Genomic DNA, 22158 nt, shown 5'->3' with positions numbered 1-22158 from the left:
TCGTCAACGATGACGCGGGAAACCTGATGCCCCGCGGCGTTCTCGGGTTCATCGCGAGCGAGCTCGCTCCTACAGGCTTGACTATCAGCTTTTGGTTTGCAGGCGCACCGCAAGCACATCACAAGGCGCGCCATGCAGCACGTCATTGGCGGTGGAGCCGAGCAGCAGTGCCAGGCCGTGCCGGCCATGGCTGCCCACTACGATCAGGTCGCAGGTTTGCTCCTTGGCCAGATGGTGGATTTCCTGGCGTGGCTGGCCATAGGTCAGGTGGCTGTATTCCCTGGAGAGCTCCGGGTATTTGAGGATCAAGCGGTCAAGGCGCTCCTTGGCCTGATCGAACTGCTGCTGTTGCAGTTGTGACAGGTCCATCGGCACGTCGCCGCCGAAGGCCATCGCCATCGGCTCGACAATGTGTACCAGTGACAATTTCGCGCCGTTGCTCACCGACAGCTCGCGAGCGCGGTGGATCACAGGGTCGCACTCTTCGGTCAGATCTACAGCGACCAGAATATGGTTGTAGGGCATGAGGTGCTCCTCCTGAGGATTGCAATATTGGTAAGTATGGCTGGTTTCAAGCGCATTGGTTCCAAAGTGACACAATGGGCTCATCAAGAATCGGGAGTACAGATATGACGGTGTGGATAGTGGTGTCAATCCTGCTGGTGGTACTCAGCCCACTGGCATGGTTGCGCCCGTCGCGTGCCCAGAGTGGGCGCATCGCCCTGCGCATGGAGGCCCGGCGCATTGGGTTGGCCATGCAGCTGGCGCCCCAGGAGTGGCCACACTGGCTAAGCCAGGAACCGCCGAGCCCGTGCGCCCAGTACCATCGTCCGCGGCGGGGCAGTCAGCCGGCGTGCTGGAGTTACTGGCAAAAATCACCGGGTGTCTGGGTCAATCAATGGCAGGAAACCTGTGAAGATCAGGCGCTGCTCAATCATTTCGAAAAATTGCCGGGTAATGTCTACAAGGTCGAGGCCGACAAGCAAATCATCGCCTTGTATTGGGGCGAGAAGGGCGAAGCCGAGGTGTTGCAGCACATCGATGCCACCCTCAAGGCGCTCGCCTGAAACCCGATCCCCTGTAGGAGCGAGCTCGCTCGCGATGGTCGTGAACGATGATGCTTGAAACCTGACACCCCGTGGCGCTCTCAGGTTCATCGCGAGCAAGCTCGCTCCTACAGAGTAAAGAGTACAGAGGAGCGCATTTGCCGTTTTTTTTTCGGCAATAAAAAGCCCGACAACATCATCGGGCGGGTTGGCCAGGCAGGCCGGTAAATCGGTGTTGGCTGATCTAGCGCTGGGCATTCGCCATAAGCGTTCACAATTTTCCCCTTGGTTCCGCCAGCGTAGCTTGTTAAACACGGGCTGCAGCGAATTAGGGCGCATTTTCTAACAATTGATTCTATGAATGACCCTGCATGCTTAGGCGTGTTTAAGGTCTTAGCAGTACGGATATGACCGGAAAGTCGCGTTTCAACCCGTGTTTCGGGCGATTGACAATTGTCGGAAATTCCGTGAAGGTGACGTACCCAAATCAAACGGGCGTATGAATTGAGCGTTTGTATTTCAGACCGCTCCTACAGAATCCCGACTATCGCGTTGGCGGGTGTGCCGGGGGAATGGGCGTAGCATTGACGATTAGCGTCCCTGCCAAGCCATTCGCCTGCGTCCGACGTGTACTGTTCAGCTTCCATATCGTGGAGATCAGTTGATGATTTACGAAGGTAAAGCCATCACGGTTAAGGCTCTTGAAAGTGGCATCGTCGAACTGAAGTTCGACCTCAAGGGTGAGTCCGTCAACAAGTTCAACCGTCTAACCCTGAACGAACTGCGTCAGGCCGTAGACACCATCAAGGCAGATGCTTCGATCAAGGGCGTGATCGTCAGCAGTGGCAAGGACGTGTTCATCGTCGGCGCCGACATCACCGAATTTGTCGACAACTTCAAGCTGCCGGATGCAGAGCTTGTTGCTGGCAACCTCGAAGCCAACAAGATTTTCAGCGATTTCGAAGACCTCAACGTTCCGACCGTTGCCGCGATCAATGGCATCGCGCTGGGTGGCGGTCTGGAAATGTGCCTGGCGGCGGACTACCGCGTCATGTCCACCAAGGCCAAGATCGGCCTGCCGGAAGTCAAGCTGGGCATCTACCCGGGTTTCGGCGGTACCGTTCGTCTGCCGCGTCTGATCGGTGCCGACAACGCCATCGAGTGGATTGCCGCCGGCAAGGAAAACCGTCCTGAAGACGCGCTGAAAGTTGGCGCTGTCGACGCCGTGGTTGCTCCTGAGAAGCTGCAAGAGGCCGCACTGGAACTGATCAAGCGCGCCATCTCCGGTGAGTTCGACTACAAGGCCAAGCGCCAGCCGAAGCTGGAAAAGCTGAAGCTGAACGCCATCGAGCAAATGATGGCTTTCGAAACCGCCAAAGGTTTCGTGGCCGGTCAGGCTGGCCCGAACTACCCGGCGCCGGTTGAAGCGATCAAGACCATCCAGAAAGCCGCGAACTTCGGTCGCGACAAGGCGCTGGAAATTGAAGCAGCAGGTTTCGCCAAGCTGGCCAAGACCTCTGCCGCGCAGAGCTTGGTCGGTCTGTTCCTGAATGACCAGGAACTGAAGAAAAAGGCCAAGGCCTACGACGAAATCGCCAAGGACGTGAAGCAGGCCGCCGTACTGGGCGCCGGCATCATGGGTGGCGGTATCGCCTATCAGTCGGCTTCCAAAGGCACGCCGATCCTGATGAAGGACATCAACGAGCACGGCATCGAGCAGGGTCTGGCCGAAGCCGCCAAGCTGCTGGTTGGCCGCGTTGATAAAGGTCGCATGACCGCCGCGAAAATGGCTGAAGTGCTCAACGGCATTCGTCCGACCTTGTCCTACGGTGATTTCGGTCACGTGGACCTGGTGGTGGAAGCCGTCGTCGAGAACCCGAAGGTCAAGCAAGCCGTACTGGCTGAAGTTGAAGACCAGGTCAAAGAGGACACCATCCTCGCGTCCAACACCTCGACCATTTCCATCACCTTGCTGGCCAAGGCCCTCAAGCGTCCGGAAAACTTCGTCGGCATGCACTTCTTCAACCCGGTGCACATGATGCCGCTGGTGGAAGTGATCCGTGGCGAGAAGTCCAGCGAGCTGGCCGTTGCCACCACCGTTGCCTACGCCAAGAAAATGGGCAAGAACCCGATCGTCGTCAACGACTGCCCGGGCTTCCTGGTCAACCGCGTACTGTTCCCGTACTTCGGCGGTTTCGCCAAGCTGGTCAGCGCCGGTGTGGACTTCGTCCGTATCGACAAGATCATGGAAAAATTCGGCTGGCCTATGGGCCCGGCCTACCTGATGGACGTGGTCGGCATCGACACCGGTCACCATGGCCGTGACGTGATGGCTGAAGGTTTCCCGGACCGCATGAAGGACGACCGTCGTTCGGCTGTCGACGTGCTCTACGAAGCCAAGCGCCTGGGCCAGAAGAACGGCAAGGGCTTCTACGCCTACGAGACCGACAAGAAGGGCAAACAGAAGAAAGTCGCCGATCCTTCGGTACTGGAAGTGCTCAAGCCGATCGTTTACGAGCAGCGCGAAGTCACTGACGAAGACATCATCAACTGGATGATGATCCCGCTGTGCCTGGAAACCGTGCGTTGCCTGGAAGACGGCATCGTCGAAACCGCTGCCGAAGCCGACATGGGTCTGGTCTACGGTATTGGTTTCCCTCCATTCCGTGGCGGTGCACTGCGCTACATCGATTCGATCGGTGTCGCGGAGTTCGTTGCCCTGGCTGACCAGTACGCTGATTTGGGCGCGCTGTACCACCCGACCGCGAAGCTGCGCGAAATGGCCAAGAACGGCCAGAGCTTCTTCGGTTAAGCGCCCCCAACTAGAGTGAGAGTGAACTTATGAGCTTGAATCCTAGAGACGTCGTGATTGTCGACTTCGGTCGTACTCCGATGGGCCGCTCCAAGGGCGGCATGCACCGCAACACCCGCGCCGAAGACATGTCGGCGCACCTGATCAGCAAACTGCTGGAACGCAACGTCAAGGTCGACCCGAACGAAGTCGAAGACGTGATCTGGGGCTGTGTGAACCAGACCCTGGAGCAGGGCTGGAACATCGCGCGCATGGCGTCGCTGATGACCCAGATCCCGCACACCTCGGCCGGCCAGACCGTCAGCCGTCTGTGTGGCTCGTCCATGAGCGCTTTGCACACTGCTGCGCAAGCGATCATGACCGGCAACGGTGACGTATTCGTCGTGGGTGGCGTCGAGCATATGGGTCACGTGAGCATGATGCACGGTGTCGATCCGAACCCGCACATGTCGCTGTACGCGGCAAAAGCTTCGGGCATGATGGGCCTGACTGCGGAAATGCTGGGCAAAATGCACGGCATTACCCGCGAGCAACAGGACGCTTTCGGCGTGCGCTCCCACCAACTCGCCCATAAGGCGACCGTGGAAGGCAAGTTCAAAGACGAAATCATCCCGATGCAGGGCTACGACGAGAACGGTTTCCTGAAAACCTTCGACTACGACGAAACCATTCGTCCGGAAACCACCCTGGAAAGCCTGGCGGCTCTCAAGCCGGCGTTCAATCCGAAGGGCGGCACCGTGACAGCGGGTACTTCGTCGCAGATCACCGATGGTGCTTCGTGCATGATCGTGATGTCGGCGCAGCGCGCACAGGACCTGGGCATCCAGCCTATGGCGGTGATTCGCTCGATGGCAGTGGCAGGTGTGGATCCGGCAATCATGGGCTATGGTCCAGTACCGGCCACACAAAAAGCACTGAAGCGCGCGGGTCTGGGTATCTCCGACATCGACTTCTTCGAGCTCAACGAAGCTTTCGCCGCACAGGCCCTGCCAGTGCTGAAAGATCTGAAAGTGCTCGACAAGATGAACGAGAAGGTTAACCTGCACGGCGGCGCGATCGCCCTGGGCCACCCGTTCGGTTGCTCCGGTGCTCGTATCTCCGGCACTTTGCTCAATGTGATGAAGCAGAATGGCGGTACCTTCGGGGTAGCCACCATGTGCATTGGTCTCGGCCAAGGCATCTCCACCGTCTTCGAACGCGTTTAAGCGTTTCGTTGATGGAAGCCGGGGCCAAGTGCCCCGGTTTTTGTTTTTCGGGATTTATTTTTGTTTTTATTTTGAAAAAATTTGAGTGAGGGCCAAAGCATGCCGATACAACCTGGGCTCTACCAACATTACAAAGGTCCGCAGTACCGCGTATTCAGTGTTGCGCGGCATTCGGAAACCGAAGAAGAAGTGGTCTTCTATCAAGCCCTGTATGGCGATTACGGCTTTTGGGTGCGTCCCTTGAGCATGTTCCTGGAGTCCGTCGAAGTTGACGGAGAACAGGTGCCACGCTTTGCTTTGGTGCAGGCCGAAGAAAGCCTTTTTACCAAGCCATAAGCTGAGCTCGCGCAATACCCTGCGCTTGACCTCACCTTGTAGCCACTATATATAGCGGTGCCGCGTCAGGCGCCAATCGCCTTTCACTTCTCGAATTCAGGAATTTTCTGATCCATGGGCAAATCGCTGGTCATTGTGGAATCCCCGGCTAAGGCCAAGACCATCAACAAGTATTTGGGCAACGAATACGTGGTGAAGTCGAGTATCGGCCATATCCGAGACCTGCCCACCAGCGGTTCGGCTAGCGCCAGCAAAGAGCCAGCCGCCAAGCGCGGCAAGGCTGCTGCAGGTGAAGCGCCGGCACTGTCGCCTAAAGAAAAGGCGCGCAAGCAGCTGGTCGCGCGCATGGGGGTCGATCCGGATCATGGCTGGAAAGCCAAGTACGAGATCCTCCCGGGCAAGGAAAAAGTCATCGAAGAGCTGCGCCGGCTCGCCAAGGATGCTGACACCATCTATCTCGCAACCGACTTGGACCGCGAGGGGGAAGCCATTGCCTGGCACCTGCGCGAAGCCATCGGTGGTGACGACAGCCGCTACAAGCGCGTGGTGTTCAACGAAATCACCAAGAAGGCGATCCAGGAAGCCTTCTCCCAGCCGGGCGAGCTGGATATCGACCGCGTCAACGCCCAGCAGGCCCGTCGCTTCCTCGACCGCGTCGTGGGCTACATGGTTTCGCCGCTGCTGTGGGCCAAGATCGCTCGCGGTTTGTCCGCCGGTCGTGTGCAGTCGGTTGCCGTGAAGCTGGTGGTTGAGCGCGAACGTGAAATCCGCGCGTTCAACCCGGAAGAATACTGGGAAGTGCACGCCGACCTCGGCACCGCAAAAGGCGCGACCGTGCGTTTCGACGTGGCCCGCGAGAAAGGCGAAGCCTTCAAGCCGCTCAACGAAGCCCAGGCCATGGCCGCGCTGGAGAAGCTCAAGGCTTCCAGCTACAGCATCGTCAAGCGCGAAGACAAACCGACCAGCAGCAAGCCGTCGGCGCCGTTCATCACCTCCACCCTGCAGCAGGCCGCGAGCAACCGCCTGGGCTTCGGGGTGAAGAAAACCATGATGATGGCCCAGCGTCTGTACGAAGCCGGCTACATCACCTACATGCGTACCGACTCGACCAACCTCTCGGTTGATGCCGTGGCGATGGCGCGTACTTATATTGAAGGCGAATTCGGCAAGAAGTACCTGCCGGAAACCCCGAATGTCTACAGCAGCAAGGAAGGCGCACAAGAGGCTCACGAAGCGATTCGTCCCTCCGACGCCAATACCGAGCCAAGCAAGCTGTCGGGCATGGAGCGTGACGCTGAGCGCCTCTACGAGCTGATCTGGCGCCAGTTCCTGGCTTGCCAGATGCTGCCGGCGCAATACCTGTCGACGACCGTCACTGTGGGCGCTGGCGACTTCGAGCTGCGCGCCAAGGGCCGCATCCTGAAGTTCGACGGTTACACCCGTGTCATGCCGCAAATCGCCAAGCCAGGCGATGACGATGTGCTGCCGGACATGGCCCAGGGCGACGTGATGAAGCTGATCAAGCTTGATCCGACCCAGCATTTCACCAAGCCGCCGGCGCGTTACTCGGAAGCCAGCCTGGTCAAGGAAATGGAAAAACGCGGCATCGGTCGTCCTTCGACCTACGCAGCGATCATTTCGACCATCCAGGACCGTGGTTACGTGGCGTTGCACAACCGTCGTTTCTACTCGGAAAAGATGGGCGACATCGTCACCGAGCGCCTGGCCGAGAGCTTCTCGAACCTGATGGACTACGGGTTCACCGCCGGCATGGAAGAGCATCTCGATGACGTGGCCCAGGGCGAACGCGACTGGAAAAACGTGCTCGACGAGTTCTACGGCGACTTCAAGAAGAAGCTCGAAGTAGCCGAAAGCCCGGAAAACGGCATGCGTGCCAACCAGCCGGTGATGACAGACATTCCGTGCACGACCTGCGGTCGTCCGATGCAGATTCGCACCGCGTCGACCGGTGTGTTCCTCGGTTGCTCGGGCTACAGCCTGCCGCCGAAAGAGCGCTGCAAGGCCACCGTCAACCTGGTACCGGGCGACGAAATCGCCGCGGACGACGAAGGTGAGTCGGAGTCGCTGGTATTGCGTGGCAAGCATCGCTGCCCGATCTGCAGCACGGCGATGGACGCCTACCTGCTGGACGAGAAGCGCAAGCTGCACATCTGCGGTAACAACCCGGATTGCGACGGCTACGAAATCGAAGAGGGCACCTATCGCATCAAGGGCTATGAAGGTCCGAGCCTTGAATGCGACAAGTGCGGCAGCGAAATGCAACTCAAGACCGGCCGTTTCGGCAAGTTCTTCGGCTGCACCAACGCGACTTGCAAGAACACCCGCAAACTGCTGAAGAGCGGTGATGCGGCGCCGCCGAAGATGGACCCGGTGAAGATGCCTGAGCTGAAATGCGAAAAGGTCAACGACACCTATATCCTGCGCGACGGTGCATCCGGCCTGTTCCTGGCGGCCAGCCAGTTCCCGAAAAACCGTGAGACGCGTGCTCCGCTGGTTATCGAGATCGTGCCGCACAAGGATGAGATCGATCCGAAGTATCACTTCCTCTGCGAAGCGCCGAAGAAAGATCCCGATGGCCTCCCGGCGGTGATTCGTTACAGCCGCAAGACCAAGGAGCAGTACGTGCAGACCGAAGTTGACGGTAAGCCGACTGGCTGGAAAGCGTTCTACGACGGCGGCAAGTGGACGGTTGAAGACAAGCGCCCGGCGAAGACCGCCAAGGCTTGAAACTGTAGGAGCGAGCTTGCTCGCGATGGTCGTCAACGATGACGCGGGCCTTCAGGATGCCCGCGTTGTTCTCAGGTCCATCGTCGGAACGCCGCCCGGAGCAAGCTCGCTCCTACAAAAGGCGCATGGGAACTGCGAAGGCGTAGAATCGCAAGACCCCTGTAGGAGCGAGCCTGCTCGCGATGGTCGTCAACGATAACGCGGGCTTTCAGGATGCCCGCGTTGCTCTCAAGTCCATCGCGAGCAGGCTCGCTCCTACACAGGACCTGCGTGAAGCAATTATTTCGTTGTGGAGGCTGCCGTCATGGCCCACGAACTTTATACCCGCACCAATCAGAAGATTTATTTCGCCGGCTTGTCGCTGGAAGCACTGGCGCGCACTGAAGAGGGTCGTGCGATGAATTCGCTGGCGCTGATCCAGGCCGGACGCGAATCTGCGCTGTTTCACCTGTACGGCGCGCTGTTGGGCCTGTGTCATGAAATCGCCGGCTTCTATCGCCTGCCTCAGGCCAATGCCCCCCGTGCGGAGCTGCTGCTGACTCGCGAAGTGCTGGAAACCATCGCCATTCCGGAAATGGCCGAACTGGTGGAACTGGCCAATAACCCGGAGACCTGGCTGGCCAAGTTGCTGGCTGCCCATGCTGCGTTGTTTCAGCCGCCGCGCGCGCCCCACAAGCCAAAAGGGGACGTGACCCAGCCTTTGATTCAGGCTGTCAATCTGGATGAAGTGGATGAGCCTGAGGAGCTGAGTCGGGAAGAGCTGGAGAGCTGGCGCCAGAATCTGAAAGGATTGGCGATCCGCTTTCGCGAAGGCTTGAACGAGTGCTGATAGAAACAGTTTTGGGATGGCATCTGGTCAAGATCCCGAGCGAAGCCTGGCCGATGCCTATATAATCCCCGCCTTTCGTGGAGAACAGTCCTTTATGCCAACGTCCTTTCTAGAAATTGTCGAGTTACCAGACGGCCGTATCGAGCTGCGCAGGGCCGAGGACGAGGGTTCTCTGGTTACTTTGGATTTCTCTGAGGACGCCAAAGCGTTCCTGCAAGGGCAACACGTGGAAGTCGCCAAGGCGATGTTGAGCGTGGGAGTCCAGATGGCAGGTCGCCTGGTTGAAGGCGAATTCGACAAGGACGAGGGGCCACGGGTTCTTCATTGATCCCCGTCCGTCAGTTTTCCTGATGTCGCTACCCATCGGCTTCTCTCTCCCTGGAGAAGCCTCGCGCGGTTAAGCTCGCGCCCCGGCTGTCAGTTATCCCAAACGAATATTCAGGCTCTGAGCGTCCCCGGTCCGGGCGGCGCTGATCAGCTGTTGCCGGGATTGGCTGCTCAGCGGGTTGAGCCAGCTGACAACCGTATGGCTGCGTCCAAGACGCAGGGCTTCGCAGGTCAGTTGCTGAGCGCTTTGGGCGCCTCGGGGGTGCAGCAGCAGAATACGCTCGCGGTTGAGGCCGGCATCTCGCAGCCAGGCTTGAGTCAGGCTGGCGGGCGGCGCGATCAGTGTCAGCCAGCGTGCGTCCTGCTCCTGGCTCAATTCCCTGAGGATCGGTGCCAGAAGGCTCAGGCAGTTCCCGGCTGCACCACGCAGTGACAGCTCGCTGAAAACGTCTGGTTCGGCGCTCCAGGGGGACTCGACTACGTCTTTCAGGATCGGCGCCAATGGCTGTGCCATGAACGCTTCGAACAACGGCAGTTGGGTTTGCTGTGGTGATGGCTGTGGGAACTGCATGGAGCCTCCTTTAGCGGCGAATCACGCCGACACTCAAGCCTTCGATCACCAGTTCCTGATCTTGAAGGTTCACTTCGATAGGGGCGAACTCGGGGTTCTCGGCGATCAGCCAGACTTTGCTGCCGTCACGTTTGAAGCGCTTGACGGTCACTTCGTCGCCGATTCGTGCAACCACGATCTGGCCGTTACGGGCTTCGCGGGTGGTGTGGACGGCCAGCAGGTCGCCGTCGAAAATGCCGACATCCTTCATGCTCATCCCGTGGACGCGCAGCAGGTAGTCGGCGCGCGGATGGAAGAAGGCAGGATTGATGTTGCAGGACTCTTCGATGTGTTGCTGCGCAAGAATCGGGGCGCCGGCTGCGACCCGGCCAATGATCGGCAGGGTGGAATCGTCGGCCTTGGCTTCGAAGCCGGGGATGCGAATGCCACGAGAGGCGCCAGGCGTCATCTCGATAGCGCCCTTGCGGGCCAGCGCCTTGAGGTGCTCTTCCGCCGCATTGGGTGACTTGAAACCCAGTTCCTGAGCGATTTCCGCACGGGTGGGGGGGTATCCGTTGTCTTCCAGGCAGCGTTTGATGAAGGCCAGAATCTCGGCTTGTCGTGGCGTCAGCTTTAGCATATTGATCGCTCTGTTTTTTTATACAGTGACTGGGATTATATACAGTAAGGCGGTCTTGGCAATGCTCCATTTTTCAGTCGCCGCCAGACGGTCAATCAGTCAGTGGATTGAAGCTTTGCCGTTGTGTGGTTAAATGTCTGACCGACCATTCCCGAAACGAACTGCCAGACTTGACAATGCACAGCCTGAAACGTATGTTTCAAACAAGTGTTTGTCAGGCGGAGTAGCCATGGCCCAGTCGGAAACCGTTGAACGCATTCTTGATGCAGCCGAACAGTTGTTTGCGGAAAAAGGTTTCGCTGAAACCTCGTTGCGCCTGATCACCAGCAAGGCCGGTGTCAACCTGGCGGCGGTGAACTATCACTTCGGTTCGAAGAAGGCGTTGATCCAGGCGGTTTTCTCGCGGTTCCTCGGGCCGTTCTGCATCAGCCTCGACAAAGAGCTGGAGCGGCGTCAGGCCAAGCCTGAAATCAAGCCGAGCCTCGAAGAGTTGCTGGAAATCCTCGTCGAGCAGGCCCTGGTGGTGCAACCGCGCAGCGGCAACGACCTGTCCATCTTCATGCGTTTGCTGGGGCTGGCGTTCAGTCAGAGCCAGGGGCACTTGCGTCGTTATCTGGAGGACATGTACGGCAAGGTGTTCCGCCGCTACATGATGCTGGTCAACGAAGCGGCGCCGCGTATTCCGCCCATCGAACTGTTCTGGCGCGTGCACTTCATGCTGGGTGCGGCGGCGTTCAGCATGTCCGGTATCAAGGCCTTGCGCGCGATTGCCGAAACCGACTTCGGCGTGAACACCTCGATCGAGCAGGTCATGCGCCTGATGGTGCCATTCCTGGCCGCCGGCATGCGTGCCGAATCCGGTGTGACCGATACCGCCATGGCCACAGCCCAGTTGCGCCCACGCAGCAAATCGACACCGGTTGCCGCCAAGGTTTAACCGCGCACGGGTGGGCGCGGCAGCTGACATCCGCTAAGCTAGCCGCCCATGCCGACTCTCGTTCTGAACCCGTTTCCCATCGAACTCGCCAGTCTGCCAGGCCTTGCCCCTGGCGGCGAATGCGTGTGGGCCGGGTTTTCTGTTATCAAGGAATTTTTATGACTGCTGGCTTGCAAGGCTCGTTGATGGTGGACGTCGCCGGTACCTGGCTGACGGCTGAAGATCGCCAATTGTTGCGCCAGCCCGAAGTGGGCGGCTTGATCATCTTTGCCCGTAACATCGAGCATCCACGCCAGGTGCGTGAGCTGAGTGCGGCGATTCGCGCCATTCGCCCCGATCTGCTGTTGGCGGTGGATCAAGAGGGCGGCCGCGTGCAGCGCCTGCGCCAGGGTTTCGTGCGCCTGCCCGCCATGCGCGCCATTGCCGACAACGCGAACGCCGAATACCTGGCCGAGCAGTGCGGCTGGATCATGGCGACCGAAGTGCTGGCCGTTGGCCTGGACCTGAGCTTCGCCCCGGTGCTCGACCTGGATTACCAGCGCAGCGCCGTTGTCGGCACCCGTTCGTTCGAAGGTGATCCCGAGCGCGCTGCCTTGCTCGCGGGTGCATTCATCCGTGGCATGAACAGCGCCGGGATGGCCGCTACCGGCAAGCATTTCCCTGGCCATGGCTGGGCCGAGGCTGATTCCCACGTCGCGATCCCCAACGACGAACGCAGCCTCGACGAGATCCGCGCCAACGACCTGGTGCCGTTTGCCAAATTGAGCAAGCAACTGGCCGCCGTCATGCCGGCCCACGTTATTTATCCACAGGTCGATTCCCAGCCTGCCGGTTTCTCCCGCCGCTGGTTGCAGGACATCCTGCGCGGCGAGTTGCAGTTCGATGGCGTGATCTTCAGTGACGACCTGTCCATGGCAGGTGCTCACGTGGTCGGCGATGCCGCCAGCCGTATCGAAGCGGCGCTGACGGCCGGTTGCGACATGGGCCTGGTGTGCAACGACCGTGCGGCCGCCGAGCTCGCTTTGAGTGCTGCCCAGCGTCTGAAGGTCAAGCCTTCCGAGCGCATTGCGCGGATGCGCGGCCAGTCGTTTGCCAGCACCGAATACCGTCAAGACCCGCGCTGGCTGGCCGCTGTCGGCGCGCTCAAAGAAGCTCAATTGATTGATTAAGGACTGTTCGTTATGACGGTTTACGCGATTATCGGTGGCACTGGCCTGACTCAGCTCGAAGGCCTGAGCATTCGCCAGTCACTGGCAGTGGACACGCCTTATGGCGCACCTTCGGCCGACGTTCAGATCGGCGAGTATGCCGGCAAGGAAGTGCTGTTCCTCGCGCGTCACGGCCATCCCCATCGTTTTCCGCCGCATCAGGTCAACTATCGCGCCAATCTCTGGGCGTTGAAGCAGGCCGGTGCCGAAGCCATTCTGGCGGTCAACGCCGTGGGCGGCATCCATGCCGCCATGGGCACCGGGCACTTCTGCGTGCCCCATCAGTTGATCGACTACACCAGCGGTCGCGAGCACACCTACTTTGCCGATGACCTGGAACACGTCACTCATATCGACTTCAGCTACCCCTATAGCGAGCCGTTGCGCCAGCAATTGATCGCGGCGCTGGCGGCGGAAGCTGTGGGCTACAGCAGTCATGGCGTGTATGCCTGCACTCAAGGGCCGCGCCTGGAGACGGTGGCTGAAATCGCCCGGCTGGAGCGCGACGGCTGCGACATCGTCGGCATGACCGGTATGCCGGAAGCCGCCCTGGCCCGCGAGCTGGAACTCGATTACGCCTGTCTGGCGCTGGTGGTGAACCCGGCGGCGGGCAAGTCGACGGCGGTGATCACCATGGCCGAGATCGAGCAGGCGTTGCATGACGGCATGGGCAAGGTGAAATCGACGCTGGCGCGGGTGCTCAAGGGCTGAGTCAGCCTTGGCACCGAGTTGCTCCTTTCGCGGGCAAGCCCGCTCCCACAGTGACTGCGTCGAACACAAACTCTACGAACGCCATTAAACCTGTGGGAGCTGGCTTGCCAGCGAAGGGGTCGGTTCAAGCACCGCTAATCTCAACGTTTTCCGAGATTTTCCGGCAATGGCGCAAACAACGCCTCGATATCGTCGCTCTGCAGCTTCCAGTCCCCGGCCTTGCGCCCATCCAGCACGCCGGCCGCGAGGTCGGATTTTTCCTTCTGCAGGTGCTGGATCTTCTCTTCCACCGTGCCGCGCGCAATCAGTTTGTAAACGAACACGGGCTTCTCCTGACCAATGCGATACGCCCGATCGGTCGCCTGGTTTTCCGTCGCCGGGTTCCACCACGGGTCGTAGTGAATCACCGTGTCCGCTTCGGTCAGGTTCAGGCCAACGCCGCCGGCCTTCAGGCTGATCAGAAATATCTGACGCTTGCCGCTCTGGAATTCCTTCACCGGTGTGCGGCGGTCGCGGGTCTGGCCGGTCAGCAGGGCGTAGGCGATTCCACGCTTGTTCAGCTCATCCTCAATCAGCGACAACATTGAAGTGAACTGCGAGAACAGCAGGATCCGCCGACCTTCCTCGAACAATTCCTCGAGCATTTCCATCAGGCTGTCGAGTTTGCCCGAGGTGCCGCCACGGCTTGGCAGGGTCGCCTCGTTGACCAGGCGCAAATCGCAGCACACCTGACGCAGTTTCAGCAGCGCTTCGAGAATGATGATCTGGCTGCGGGCCACGCCTTTGCGGGTGATCTCGTCGCGGACTTTCTTGTCCATGGCCAGGCGCATGGTTTCGTAAACGTCACGCTGGGCCTCGTTGAGTTCGACCCAGTGGATGATCTCGGTTTTCGGCGGCAACTCGGTGGCCACCTGTTCCTTGGTGCGACGCAGCAGGAAGGGTTTGATCCGGCCGTTGAGGTGCTGAAGCCTGACCTCGCTGGTGCGTTTTTCAATCGGTACGCGGTAATCGCGGTTGAAGCTTTTGACGTCACCGAGCCAGCCGGGCAGGAGGAAGTGAAACAGCGACCACAGTTCACCGAGGTGGTTTTCCAGCGGTGTGCCGCTCAGGCACAGGCGCTGCCGGGCATTGAGCTCGCGGGCAGCCTGGGCGGCCTTGCTGGTCGGATTCTTGATGTACTGCGCCTCATCCAGCACCAGTATGTGCAAGGGCTGCGCCGCCAGGCGCTCGACGTCCTTGGGCAGCAGCGCATAGGTGGTCAGGATCAGGTCGTAGTCAGCCAGCTTGTCGAAGTGTTTTTTGCGGCTGGCGCCGTACAGCGCCAGTACCTTGAGCTGCGGCGTAAAGTGCGCCGCTTCGTCGAGCCAATTGGGAATCAGGCTGGTCGGCATCACCACCATGCACGGCCGATCGAGACGGCCGGCGTTTTTCTCGCTCAGCACGTGCGCCAGTGTCTGCAGGGTTTTGCCCAGGCCCATGTCGTCCGCGAGAATGCCACCCACTTCCAGCTGCCGCAGTGATTGCATCCAGCTCAAGCCTTCAAGCTGATACGGGCGCAGCGTCGCATTCAAACCTTCCGGGGCGACGGCCGTGTGGTCCTTGATGTCACGCAGGCGCTGGGCAAAGGTGCGGATCTGCTCGCCACCCTCCCAGAGCAGTGGCATGTCTTCCAGCGGGTTCAGGCGCGTGGCATCGGCCTTGCTCAGGCGCAGCGTGGTGTCGCCGGGTTCCTGCAGGTAGAACTCGCCGAGGGTGGCCAGTACCGGTTTCAGGCGGCCGAAGGGCAGGGCGACTTGCAGCGGGCCGTGCTCGGAGTTCGGGCGATGGGGGATGTTGACCAGAATCAACTCGTCGTCGCGGCGTCGGGCAAGGCGCTCCGGGTTGAGGATTTCGGTGTGGGAACGCATCAGGTTGAGCAGGATCGGCAACAGGCTCAGGCGTTCGCCATTGACGATGATCCCAAGCTCCAGGTCGAACCAGTCTCGCTCCGGAGCCTGTTCGACCGTGGCGTACCAGTCGTCTACCGCCGTCAGGTCGAAACCGAAGTCCTCGTCAATCTGCAATTCCCAGCCCTGGGTGCGCAACTTCGGCAGTTCATTGAGGGTAAAGGTCAGCCAGGCGCTGTCATTGACCATTTCGAACAGCTCGCCAGCGCTTTCCGGCAAGGCCTTGCTTTGCCGGGTGGCGACTTTGAAGCCGAGGATTCGCAGCTGTTCCCGGTAGGACTGTTCCACGTCCGGGTGGCGTTTTATCCGCAGCGTCTGGGTTTCCTGGCGAATCAGGATGTCGGTGTTTTTCTGTCCGGAGACGTACTCGTCCAGGTAACTGAAGGACAGTGCCGCACGATGCTGGATGTAACGCTGCATTCGACCGTTGCGCGGTTCGAAGGCGCTGAACTCGATGCTGGCCAGCCACAGGCGCGGTACCGGTTGCACATTGTCCACCAGCACTTGCGGCGGGGCTTTCGGGCTGCGGTTTTCCAGGACTGCCTGGAGTTTTTCCAGGAGTTCGGCGTCTTTGGCGGCAGCGGGGTAGTCGAGGGTTTCCTGCACTTGCAGGAGTACCGCTGCGCAATGTTTGCAGTTGCTGTGGACCGGGCAGGAGCAGGTGGCGTCGACCATCAGCAGCGTGCCTTTGGCTGACTCGCGCAGGCGAATGGTCTGACGGTAAACGTTACCGCCCGAGCCTTCGCACGCGGCGACGATGGTTGCGTCGCCGGCCTCGACGATCCTGACACGATTCTCCAGCGCGTAGCGGCGACCACGTTCCAGGCTCTGTTCCTTGAATCGGCTGACCCAGGATGGTGCCAGGGGTTTGCTCAGGGTCGCGGACATGGGGAATCAGTCCGGAATTTCTTCGGGAGCTGCTCGGGGGGCGGGGGCGGTCAGCGAAGTGATCTTGATCAGCAGGCCGAGGTGGCCGTTGTCGAGGAAGTTCAACTGGCCGTTCTTGGTATGGCTTTCCTGTTTCAAGCGCTCGCTGGCTGTCACCATGCCATTGGCATCGATCTGATTGACCCAGAAGTCGGCGTCTACGTCGGTAAAGCGTCCCAGTTTCATGCTCAGCGTGCCCTCGATCGGGAACTGACCATATTGTTCCTTGCCGTCGCTGATCGCCACTTTGCTGGCGTTTTCGCCGAGCGTCTGTTGCCAGGCCTTGTGCAGCAACACCGTGTAGTCGGCGCTGCTGGTGAGTTTTTCCACCTCGCCATTCAGGCTTGGCGTACGCAGGCTGTCGGGGCTGACGGGTTGGGCGCCAGCGGCCCAGTCTTCCGGTGCGGCGCGGCTGACAATCGCCGGCACGGCGTTTTGCCGGACCAGAATCATTTCGACCTGATACAGGTCATCGGCAAATGCCGTGGGGGCGACCAGCGCTGGCATCAAAAGGGTCAGCAGGGTCAGTGAGCGGAACAGGCGCATGCGGCGTCCTTCAAGCAGTTTTCGGAACGAGGCGCTCGAACAGCGCCTCTACAGTATTAAAGCGCTCTTCCGGGCGCTCCATCGGAACCATGAACTTGAACATCGTGGCCCCTTCGAATTTGTAGCGTTTTGGCTGGCTCTGGATCAGCTTGATCAGGGTCAACGGATCGACCGGCGTCTGCGCAGCGAACTCGACGCGACCGCCTTGCGGGCCGCCATCGACTTTCTTGATGCCCAGTTGCTCGGCCTGCAGCTTCAATGCAGTGATACGGATCAGGTTCTTGGTCGGTTCCGGCAACAGGCCGAAACGATCGATCATCTCCACCTGCAAATCCTTGAGGCCGTCCTCATCGGTGGCCGAGGCAATGCGCTTGTAGAGAATCAGGCGAGCGTGGACATCCGGCAGGTAGTCCTCGGGGATCAACGCCGGTACCCGCAAGTTGACTTCAGGACCCCCGCCGAGCGGTTGATCGAGGTTAGGCTGCTCGCCCTTGCGGATCGACTTCACCGCGCGTTCGAGCATTTCCATGTACAGCGTAAAGCCGACCGCCTGGATCTGCCCGCTCTGACCGTCACCGAGCAGTTCGCCGGCACCACGGATTTCCAGGTCGTTGGTGGCGAGCACGAAGCCCGCGCCGAGGTCCTGCGTGTTGGCGATCGCTTCCAGGCGCTTTTCCGCGTCCGGTGTGATTTGCTGGCGCGGTGGCGTCAGCAGGTAGGCGTAGGCCTGGTGGTGACTGCGTCCGACCCGGCCGCGCAGCTGGTGCAACTGGGCCAGGCCGAACTTGTCGGCACGCTCGATGATGATGGTGTTGGCGCTCGGTACGTCGATGCCGGTCTCGATGATGGTCGAGGCGATCAGCACGTTGAAGCGCTTGTGGTAGAAGTCGCTCATCACCTGCTCGAGTTCGCGTTCGCGCATCTGCCCGTGACCGATGCCGATCCGTGCTTCCGGTACCAGCTCGGCGAGGTCGGCGGCGCATTTCTCGATGGTCTTCACATCGTTGTGCAGGTAATAGACCTGGCCGCCACGCAGCAACTCACGCAGCAAGGCCTCTTTGACCGTGCTCTTGTTCTGCTCCATGACGAAGGTGCGTACCGACAGGCGGCGGGCCGGCGGGGTGGCGATGATCGACAGGTCACGCATGCCCGACACCGCCATGTTCAGCGTGCGCGGAATCGGCGTGGCGGTCAGGGTCAGGATGTCGACTTCGCTGCGCAGGGCCTTGAGTTGTTCTTTCTGGCGCACGCCGAAACGGTGTTCCTCGTCGATGATCACCAGGCCCAGGTTTTTGATCTTCACGTCGTCCTGCAGCAGCTTGTGCGTGCCGATGACGATGTCGATCTTGCCTTCGGCCAGATCGGCGACGGCGGCATTCACTTCCTTGGCCGACTTGAAGCGGCTCATCACTTCCACGGTCACCGGCCAGTCGGCGAAGCGGTCGCGGAAGCTGTTGTAATGCTGCTGGGCGAGCAGGGTGGTCGGCACCAGGATCGCCACTTGCTTGCCGCCATGCACGGCAATGAACGCGGCGCGCATCGCCACTTCAGTCTTGCCGAAGCCGACGTCGCCGCACACCAGGCGATCCATTGGCTTGGGCGCGAGCATGTCTTCGCGCACCGCCTCGATGGTGGTTTGCTGGTCCGGGGTTTCTTCGAACGGGAAACCGGCGCTGAAGGTGGCGTAGTCGGCCTTCGGATCGGCGAAGGCGTAGCCTTCACGTGCCGCGCGACGTGCATAGATGTCGAGCAACTCGGCGGCCACGTCGCGCACCTGTTCGGCGGCTTTGCGCTTGGCTTTCTGCCAGGTCTCGGAGCCGAGGCGGTGCAGCGGGGCCAGGGCGTCATCGCTGCCGGTGTAGCGGGCGATCAGGTGCAGGTTGGCCACCGGCACGTAAAGCTTGGCGCCTTCGGCATATTCCAGGGCAAGGAATTCGGCGGTCTGGCTGTCGATTTCCAGGGTTGCCAGGCCCAGGTAACGGCCGACACCGTGGTCGATGTGCACCACCGGCGCACCTTCGCGCAGCTCGGTGAGGTTCTTGATGACCGCATCGTTGTTGGCATCGGCGCGCTTTTCGCGGCGCCGGCGCTGCATCACGCGCTGGCCAAACAACGGGCTTTCGGCAACCAGGGCCAAGGCTGGATCGTCCAGCACCAGGCCTTCATCCAGCGGCGCGATGGTGATCGCCAGGCGGTCTTTGCCGGCGACGAAATCCGGCCAGCTGTCGACGGTTTTCGGTCGCAGCTTCAGGCGTTCCAGCAGCTCCAGCAGCACTTCGCGACGGCCTGCGGATTCGGCGGTAAACAGCACGCGACCAGGGAACTCGTCGAGGAAACCGGCCAACGCCGCCAGCGGTTGGGTGGCCTTGGCTTCGATGGCCAGGTTCGGCAACTCGCGAGCCGGGAAGCGCTCGCGACCGCCACCGCTTTCCACATCCTGTTGACTGGCCACCACGCGCGGCCAGTTCTTCAGGCGTGCGAAGCAGTCTTCCACCGGCAGGAACAGTTCGGCGGGCGGTAGTAAAGGACGGGACGGGTCGACGCGGCGTTCCTCATAGCGATTGCGCACGTCGTTCCAGAAGTTTTCCGCGGCTTGCTCGATGCCGGGCAGGGAAAACACTTGCGTGTCCTGGGGCAGGTAATCGAACAGCGTCGAGGTTTCTTCGAAGAACAGCGGCAGGTAGTACTCGATGCCGGCCGGCGTAATCCCGCTGCTCAAATCCTGGAAGATCGGGCAGCGGCGGAAGTCGACGTCAAAACGCTCACGGAAGCGCGCCTTGAAGCGGGTGACCGCTTCTTTCTGGAGTGGGAACTCCTTGGCCGGCAACAGCTTGACCGAGTCGACTTTGTCGATGGAGCGCTGGTTCTCCGGGTCGAAGGTGCGCAGGGTTTCGATTTCGTCGTCGAACAGGTCGATGCGATACGGCAACTTGCTGCCCATCGGGAACAGATCGATCAACGAGCCGCGAACGGTGAACTCGCCGTGTTCATACACCGTATCGACGTAGCGATAACCCGTGGCTTCAAGCCGGGTACGCATTTGCTCGACGTCGAGTTTCTGGCCGATATCCAGCACCAGGCTGCTGCCGAGCAGGAATCTGGTCGGTGCCAGGCGATGCAGGGCGGTCGTGATCGGCACCACCAGTACGCCATGGCTCAGCTCCGGCAACCGGTACAGGCTGGCGATGCGCTGGGAAATGATGTCCTGGTGCGGCGAGAACAGGTCGTAGGGCAGGGTTTCCCAGTCGGGAAAGTGCAGTACGGGCAAATCCGGGGCGAAGAAACCCAGCTCCTGTTCCAGCCGTTCGGCACTTTGGCTGTCGGCGGTCAGCAGCAGGGTAAAGCGCTTGGCAGCGCTGGCGGCCTCGGCGATGGCCAGGCTCAGGGCGGCACCGGGCAGGTTGCCCCAGTGCTGTTTACCTGCCGCGGCAGGGAGAAGCGGTAGACGCAGAACGGGCACGGAAGGTTGAGCTCCAAGCGTTGCGACAAAGTCGGTAATTGTAGCGGTCTACGATGCCGCCTGTCAGTTGCTGACTGTGTCTAAAGCACGGGTTTGGCGAAATGTAGTGGTAAAGACAAAATCCGCGGGTTTTTTACCCGGAATTATTGAATATGTAGTGCCAAATACAGCGAGTGTTACGGAGGGTTACGGATAAGGTGGCGCGACCTCCAAAAAATTGACTGCGCTGAAAGCCCCGGTTTTATTGGGTTTGCGCGAGGCGCAATTTTTTTGAACGACGAATTGTTACGTAAAGCACGACGGGCGCGCATTGCTACCGCTGTCACTCGGCGGCATAATGTAGCCCCTTTTTTCTGCCCCTACATGTGGAAGGTTCCCGTGACTCAGAAGCCCGACCAGTGTCTTGGTGAATGGATCGACCGTGAAGCACTCGCTGAAGCGATGATTCCGCTTATCGGTCAGCTCTACCGCAATAACAACGTGGTGAGCTCGATCTATGGCCGCAGCCTGATCAATCGTTCAGTCATTGCGATTCTCAAAGCGCACCGCTTTGCTCGTCACCGTCAGTCCGACGATAGCGAGCTGTCCGTCCACGAAACATTCCCGCTGATCAAGGCGATGAGCGAGCTCAAGCTCGGCGCTGCTTCGGTAGACCTGGGCAAGCTGGCGGCCAAGTTCAAGGCCGAAGGCAATGGCCGTACTGCCGAGCAGTTCGTCCGTGAAGAACTGGCCGACGTGGTTGGCCAGCAAAACGCATCGGCCCGCAAAGGCACCGACGTTGTCCTCTATGGCTTCGGTCGTATCGGCCGTCTGCTGGCGCGCATCCTGATCGAGAAAACCGGTGGTGGCGACGGCCTGCGCCTGCGCGCCATCGTTGTCCGCAAGGGCGCCGAGAACGACCTGGTCAAACGCGCCAGCTTGCTGCGTCGTGACTCGGTGCATGGTCCGTTCGATGGCACCATCACCATCGATGAAGCCAACAACACCATCACCGCCAACGGCAACCTGATCCAGGTTATCTACGCCAAGAGCCCGGCCGAAGTCGACTACACCCAGTACGGCATCGAAAACGCTCTGATCGTCGACAACACCGGTGTATGGCGTGACGCCGACGGCCTTGGCCAGCACCTGGCCTGCCCGGGCGCTGCCCGCGTGATCCTCACCGCACCTGGCAAGGGCGCGCTGAAGAACATCGTGCACGGCATCAACCACGGCGACATCACCCCTGACGACAAGATCATCTCGGCGGCTTCCTGCACCACCAACGCCATCGTGCCGGTGCTCAAGGCAGTCAACGACAAGTACGGCATCGTCAACGGCCACGTCGAAACCGTTCACTCGTTCACCAACGACCAGAACCTGATCGACAACTTCCACAAGGGCAGCCGTCGTGGCCGCGCCGCGCCGTTGAACATGGTCATCACCGAGACCGGTGCCGCCACTGCAGCCGCCAAGGCGCTGCCAGTGCTCAAGGGCAAGCTGACCGGCAACGCGATTCGCGTTCCTACGCCGAACGTGTCGATGGCCATCCTGAACCTGAACCTGGAAAAGGCCACCACTCGCGAAGAGATCAACGAGTACCTGCGCCAGATGGCCATGCACTCGGATCTGCACAAGCAGATCGACTACGTGAGCTCCCAGGAAGTGGTTTCCACCGACTTCGTTGGCTCGCGCCACGCAGGCGTAGTGGACGCAGAAGCGACCATCACCCAGGATAACCGCGTTGTTCTGTACGTCTGGTACGACAACGAGTTCGGTTACAGCTGCCAGGTGGTTCGCGTGATGGAAGACATGGCCGGTGTAAACCCGCCAGCATTCCCGCGCTAAGCCTTAGCCGCACATGAAAACGCCCCGACTTTGGTCGGGGCGTTTTTGTTTGTGCGCTCTGCAATAAGTACGCTTTAGAAACAATCCTGTAGGAAAAGGATCG

At 60.1% G+C, this 22158-nt stretch carries 17 protein-coding genes; 11 read left to right on the top strand and 6 right to left on the bottom strand.

The genetic code is table 11. The features are described 5' to 3' along the window. Positions 1-84 precede the first annotated feature (84 nt). Positions 85-525, bottom strand: coding sequence for a universal stress protein (locus tag AB7M25_RS20800; RefSeq protein ID WP_007974054.1), 441 nt, complete (start codon positions 523-525; stop codon positions 85-87). Positions 526-629: 104 nt separating this feature from the next. On the opposite strand from AB7M25_RS20800, the gene AB7M25_RS20795 reads away from it, so the two are divergent. The 7 genes from AB7M25_RS20795 (at position 630) to AB7M25_RS20765 (ending at position 9304) form a co-directional block, all read left to right on the top strand. Further along, positions 630-1067: a hypothetical protein gene (locus AB7M25_RS20795; RefSeq protein WP_104449726.1), complete on the top strand. Its 438-nt coding sequence runs from the start codon at positions 630-632 to the stop codon at positions 1065-1067. A 643-nt stretch (positions 1068-1710) separates the two neighbouring features. Then, positions 1711-3858 carry a fatty acid oxidation complex subunit alpha FadB gene (gene fadB / locus AB7M25_RS20790; protein ID WP_429381500.1) on the top strand — a complete coding sequence of 716 codons (2148 nt, stop codon included), beginning with the start codon at positions 1711-1713 and terminating at the stop codon, positions 3856-3858. A gap of 29 nt (positions 3859-3887) precedes the next feature. Then, on the top strand, positions 3888-5063 hold the full coding sequence (gene fadA / locus AB7M25_RS20785) for an acetyl-CoA C-acyltransferase FadA (protein ID WP_007986361.1): 1176 nt from the start codon (positions 3888-3890) through the stop codon (positions 5061-5063). Between the two features lie 99 nt (positions 5064-5162). Then, positions 5163-5399 carry a DUF1653 domain-containing protein gene (locus tag AB7M25_RS20780; RefSeq protein ID WP_007986363.1) on the top strand — a complete coding sequence of 79 codons (237 nt, stop codon included), beginning with the start codon at positions 5163-5165 and terminating at the stop codon, positions 5397-5399. 114 nt (positions 5400-5513) lie between these two features. Next, positions 5514-8147, top strand: a complete 2634-nt coding sequence (gene topA, locus AB7M25_RS20775) for a type I DNA topoisomerase (protein WP_454237953.1) — start codon at positions 5514-5516, stop codon at positions 8145-8147. A 304-nt stretch (positions 8148-8451) separates the two neighbouring features. After that, positions 8452-8976, top strand: coding sequence for a DUF6586 family protein (locus AB7M25_RS20770; RefSeq protein ID WP_015095954.1), 525 nt, complete (start codon positions 8452-8454; stop codon positions 8974-8976). Positions 8977-9070: 94 nt separating this feature from the next. Beyond that, positions 9071-9304: a hypothetical protein gene (locus AB7M25_RS20765; protein WP_007991404.1), complete on the top strand. Its 234-nt coding sequence runs from the start codon at positions 9071-9073 to the stop codon at positions 9302-9304. A 93-nt stretch (positions 9305-9397) separates the two neighbouring features. Here AB7M25_RS20765 and sulA read toward each other — a convergent pair whose 3' ends face one another. Together sulA and lexA are read right to left on the bottom strand one after the other, a co-directional pair. Further along, complete coding sequence (gene sulA, locus AB7M25_RS20760; RefSeq protein WP_429381505.1) at positions 9398-9874, bottom strand: SOS-induced cell division inhibitor SulA; 477 nt, start codon at positions 9872-9874, stop codon at positions 9398-9400. Positions 9875-9884: 10 nt separating this feature from the next. Further along, entirely contained in the window at positions 9885-10493 is a 609-nt protein-coding gene (gene lexA / locus AB7M25_RS20755) for a transcriptional repressor LexA (protein WP_007974043.1), read from the bottom strand. 229 nt (positions 10494-10722) lie between these two features. On the opposite strand from lexA, the gene AB7M25_RS20750 reads away from it, so the two are divergent. From AB7M25_RS20750 to AB7M25_RS20740, 3 genes are all read left to right on the top strand, one after another. Next, entirely contained in the window at positions 10723-11430 is a 708-nt protein-coding gene (locus AB7M25_RS20750; RefSeq protein WP_338585639.1) for a TetR/AcrR family transcriptional regulator, read from the top strand. A gap of 158 nt (positions 11431-11588) precedes the next feature. Then, positions 11589-12599 carry a beta-N-acetylhexosaminidase gene (nagZ, locus tag AB7M25_RS20745; protein WP_429518050.1) on the top strand — a complete coding sequence of 337 codons (1011 nt, stop codon included), beginning with the start codon at positions 11589-11591 and terminating at the stop codon, positions 12597-12599. A gap of 12 nt (positions 12600-12611) precedes the next feature. Continuing rightward, positions 12612-13349, top strand: a complete 738-nt coding sequence (locus AB7M25_RS20740; RefSeq protein WP_429381511.1) for an S-methyl-5'-thioinosine phosphorylase — start codon at positions 12612-12614, stop codon at positions 13347-13349. A 140-nt stretch (positions 13350-13489) separates the two neighbouring features. Here the strand turns inward: AB7M25_RS20740 and AB7M25_RS20735 are convergent, their stop codons facing one another. The 3 genes from AB7M25_RS20735 to mfd are packed head-to-tail and all read right to left on the bottom strand — an operon-like array spanning position 13490 to position 20228. Then, positions 13490-16183 (bottom strand): SNF2-related protein, encoded by a 2694-nt coding sequence (locus AB7M25_RS20735; protein WP_429381513.1) that lies wholly within the window; start codon positions 16181-16183, stop codon positions 13490-13492. A 6-nt stretch (positions 16184-16189) separates the two neighbouring features. Then, positions 16190-16768 carry a CsiV family protein gene (locus tag AB7M25_RS20730; RefSeq protein ID WP_007974034.1) on the bottom strand — a complete coding sequence of 193 codons (579 nt, stop codon included), beginning with the start codon at positions 16766-16768 and terminating at the stop codon, positions 16190-16192. A 10-nt stretch (positions 16769-16778) separates the two neighbouring features. After that, positions 16779-20228, bottom strand: coding sequence for a transcription-repair coupling factor (gene mfd / locus AB7M25_RS20725; protein WP_429518046.1), 3450 nt, complete (start codon positions 20226-20228; stop codon positions 16779-16781). Between the two features lie 363 nt (positions 20229-20591). Here mfd and AB7M25_RS20720 point away from each other — a divergent pair, with 363 nt between their 5' ends. Beyond that, positions 20592-22055: a glyceraldehyde-3-phosphate dehydrogenase gene (locus AB7M25_RS20720; protein WP_429381517.1), complete on the top strand. Its 1464-nt coding sequence runs from the start codon at positions 20592-20594 to the stop codon at positions 22053-22055. The last annotated feature ends 103 nt before the right edge of the window (positions 22056-22158 follow it).

Source organism: Pseudomonas sp. AP3_22 TE3818, from assembly GCF_053628995.1.
This window is presented reverse-complemented; position numbering and strand designations above follow the sequence as displayed.